The organism is Pseudomonas sp. K5002 (genome assembly GCF_013386655.1).
Classification (GTDB): domain Bacteria; phylum Pseudomonadota; class Gammaproteobacteria; order Pseudomonadales; family Pseudomonadaceae; genus Aquipseudomonas.
The window spans coordinates 1-3,594 of record NZ_JACARK010000543.1; the positions used below are offsets into that span (position 1 = coordinate 1).

At 63.6% G+C, this 3,594-nt stretch carries 1 protein-coding gene; it reads left to right on the top strand.

Annotated features, from left to right (window positions below; translation table 11 throughout):
• Positions 1-3,594 (top strand): amino acid adenylation domain-containing protein (locus HX846_RS40265; protein WP_306173140.1); only part of this gene is annotated, 3,594 nt, incomplete at both ends.

The window sequence follows — 3,594 nt, forward strand, 5'->3', positions numbered from 1 at the left end:
CCATCTGGCCAGCAGCGCCGCCAGCCTGCACCTGCCCTCGGTCACCCAGGCTCGGCGGGCGGCACAGCGTTTCGCCGGTTATGAATATGAAGGAGTGATCTCGCTGGCCGGGCTGCAACCGCAGACCCACGGTTTTTATCGCAATGTGTACCGGCATACCGAAGGCGACTTTATCATGCGGCGCGGGCGCATCTATCAGGTTGAGCTGGCCGGCGATCCCCTGGACTGGCGCCTGAGCCCGACCCGCAGCAAAACCTACAAGCAGCCGATTGCCCTGGATGAAAACGGCGAATGGGACACTCACTACGGCGTCTACGGCAGCGCATTCAAGGGCGGCCTGGCGGGTGGCGGCAGCGTGCTCGGGCATATGGCCGAAGTGCTTGATCCGATCTGGCCCCAGTCGATCCGTGATTACTTGCCACGCTGGTGGACCGACCGCGCCCTGCGCCGCCAACAGGCGCTGGCCAACAGTATCAACAGCCGCGAAGACCTGATTGCGCTCTCCATTAACCGAACCGAAGAACTGATGGCCCGCACCGACAGCGCAGGCCCGGCGATCCGCAGAGCCTTCGAGCAGGACATCGAGCTGTACAGCCGCCAGTATCAGGAACTGACGGAGTTCGTGCCCTTTACCAGCGGCAACCGCCAGCGCGCGATCAGAGAGGACATGAGCCGCAATGCGGCGCGCCTGACCCTGACCACCCTGAACCGGGCGCGCTATCACTTCAAGCAGATCGAGGCACGGATCCTGGAGCTTGGAACCCATAACATGACCGCCATCTCCCCCGAGGTTTTCGACACCTTGGCAATCGTTCCCGCCATGCTGGAGATCCTGCGGCAGCGTAAAAGGATCAGCAGCGAGATTCTGCGTGACCTGGACCGGATCGATGCCGACTTTTCCCAGTTCAACCGCTGGTTCGATCAGGTTACCGATGCCGCCCACCGTACCCGGCTAAGCCCGATGCTGGAGCAATTCCGACGTACGCTCAATGACAGCTACCGCACGCACCTGAAATTTTTACACCGCTTCGATACCCTTGAGACTTACCCCGAAGTTGCCGAGCTGTCTTGGTTCTACTTGCGGGCCCAGGCCCGGGACAGCTACGCCAAAGTCAACCGCGCATGGGCTTCGCATTTTGAACTGCCCAACGCCAGCGCCAACATCACACAGCGGCGCAAGGTGCTGGAAGACTGCATACAGGCCTATGAACAATTCCGGCTGACCATCCGCACCTGGAACCTCGGTTACCCGCAGCATTTCGACCAGGCGCAACTCAGTGCGTTTTTCGTCGACATTGACCAGATGATCGAACTCGCCCGCCGGGCCATCAAGGAGTCGCCGGCAAGCCGCCCACCGGCCGGGCAACCCGTGCGGCGGGTATTCGACACCGAGGACAATATTTCCCTGGTGGGCACCGAGAGCATCGACCCACAAACCCAAGCCACCACTTACCAGGTTGAGAGCGCCAGCGGGCGCGTCGAGACCTGGGTGAAGGGCCCCGGCGGCAAGTCCCGGCTCAAGGACAATTCCGCCTCGGAACCCGCGCCGCCGGAGTCTAACGTCAAGCCGTTCGTGGTGAGCGAAGCCAGGGCTCGCCTGGACAACGTCGCGCTGTACGAAAGCCGCGCCACCGCCTACACCGAGCAAAAAATGCTGCCGGTGGACCTGGAGCACCTGCTGGTCAGTGAAGCGGCCGAGTTGAACCTGCGGGCCAATCGCCTGGCCCACTATTTGATCGACCAGGGTGTAAAACCGGGCGACAGCGTGGCCATCGCGCTGCCACGTTCCATCGACCTGCTGGTCAGCCAACTGGCCATCCTCAAGTGCGCGGCGGTGTACGTGCCGCTGGACATCAATGCGCCGGACGAACGCCAGGCGTTCATGGTGCAGGACAGTCATGCCGGGCAGGTGCTGCGTGATCTCGACGGGCTGAACCTCGACAATCAGCCGACCCATAATCCGAACCTGTCCCAGTCTGCCGAAAGCGTGGCGTACATCATGTACACCTCCGGCTCAACCGGCGCGCCCAAGGGTGTGCAGGTGCCCCATCGCGCCGTCTCTCGATTGGTGATCAACAACGGTTATGCCGACTTCAATCACCGCGACCGGGTGGCCTTCGCCTCGAACCCGGCGTTCGACGCCAGCACCCTCGATGTGTGGGCGCCGCTGCTCAACGGCGGCTGCGTGGTGGTGGTCGAGCATGCCACGTTGCTGTCCCAGGCCGCGTTTGGCGCCCTGTTGCAGGAGCAATCCGTCAGCGTGTTGTGGATGACCGCCGGGCTGTTCCATCAGTACGCCGACGGGTTGATGCCGATGTTCCGGCAACTGCGCTACCTGATCGTCGGCGGCGATGTGCTCGACCCGCAGGTGATCGCCCGGGTGCTTGAGCACGGCGCGCCGCAGCACCTGCTGAATGGCTATGGCCCCACCGAAGCCACGACGTTTTCCACCACCTTCGAGATCAAGTCGGTGGGTGAGGGCGGTATTCCGATTGGTCGACCGATTGGCAACAGCCGTGCCTACGTGCTGGATGCGCGGCAGCAGCCGGTGGCGCTGGGCGTGGTTGGCGAGCTGTACATCGGTGGCGCGGGTGTGGCCAAGGGGTACCTGAACCAGCCGCAATTGACCGCCGAGAAATTTATCGTCGACCCGTTCGGCGATGGGCTGCTGTACCGCACCGGCGACCTGGCGAGCTGGCAGGCGGACGGCACCTTGCTGTACCAGGGCCGCAACGACCATCAACTGAAAATCCGGGGTTTCCGTATCGAGCCGGGTGAAATCGAAAGCTGCCTCGCCAGCGTTTCCGGCGTCAAAGACACGGTGGTGCTGGCCCGTGAAGATGAACCCGGCGACAAGCGCCTGGTGGCTTACTACACCGCCCAGGCGCCGCTGGGCATTGAAGCGTTGCGTGCGCACCTGCAAAGCCGGCTGCCGGACTACATGGTGCCGTCGGCCTATGTCTGGCTGGAACTGTTACCGCTGACCGCGAACGGCAAGCTGGACCGCAAGGGCCTGCCTGCGCCCGATCAGGACTGCCTGCTCAGCCGTGGTTTCGAAGCCCCGGAGGGCGAGGTGGAAACCCTGCTGGCGCAGATCTGGCAGGACGTGCTGAACGTCGAGCGTGTCGGGCGCTTTGACCACTTCTTTGAACTCGGCGGCCATTCGTTGCTGGCGGTGAGCCTGATCGAGCGCATGCGCCAGGCCGGCCTGAGCGCCGATGTGCGGGTGCTGTTCAACCAGCCAAGCCTGGCGGCGCTGGCGGCGGCGGTGGGCAGTGGCCGGGAAATCGTGGTGCCGGCCAACGGCATTGCGCCTGGCTGCGAGCACATCACGCCGTCGATGCTGACCCTGGTCAAGCTGGACCAGCCGGCCATCGACCGCATCGTGGCGACGGTGCCCGGCGGTGCGGCCAACGTGCAGGATATCTACCCGCTGGCGCCGTTGCAGGAAGGCATCCTCTACCACCACATCAGCGCCGAACAGGGTGACCCCTACCTGCTGCAATCGCGCATGGCGTTTGACAGCGTCGAGCGTTTGCAGGCCTTCATGGGCGCGCTGCAAAAGGTCGTGGCGCGCCACGATATCCTGCGCAC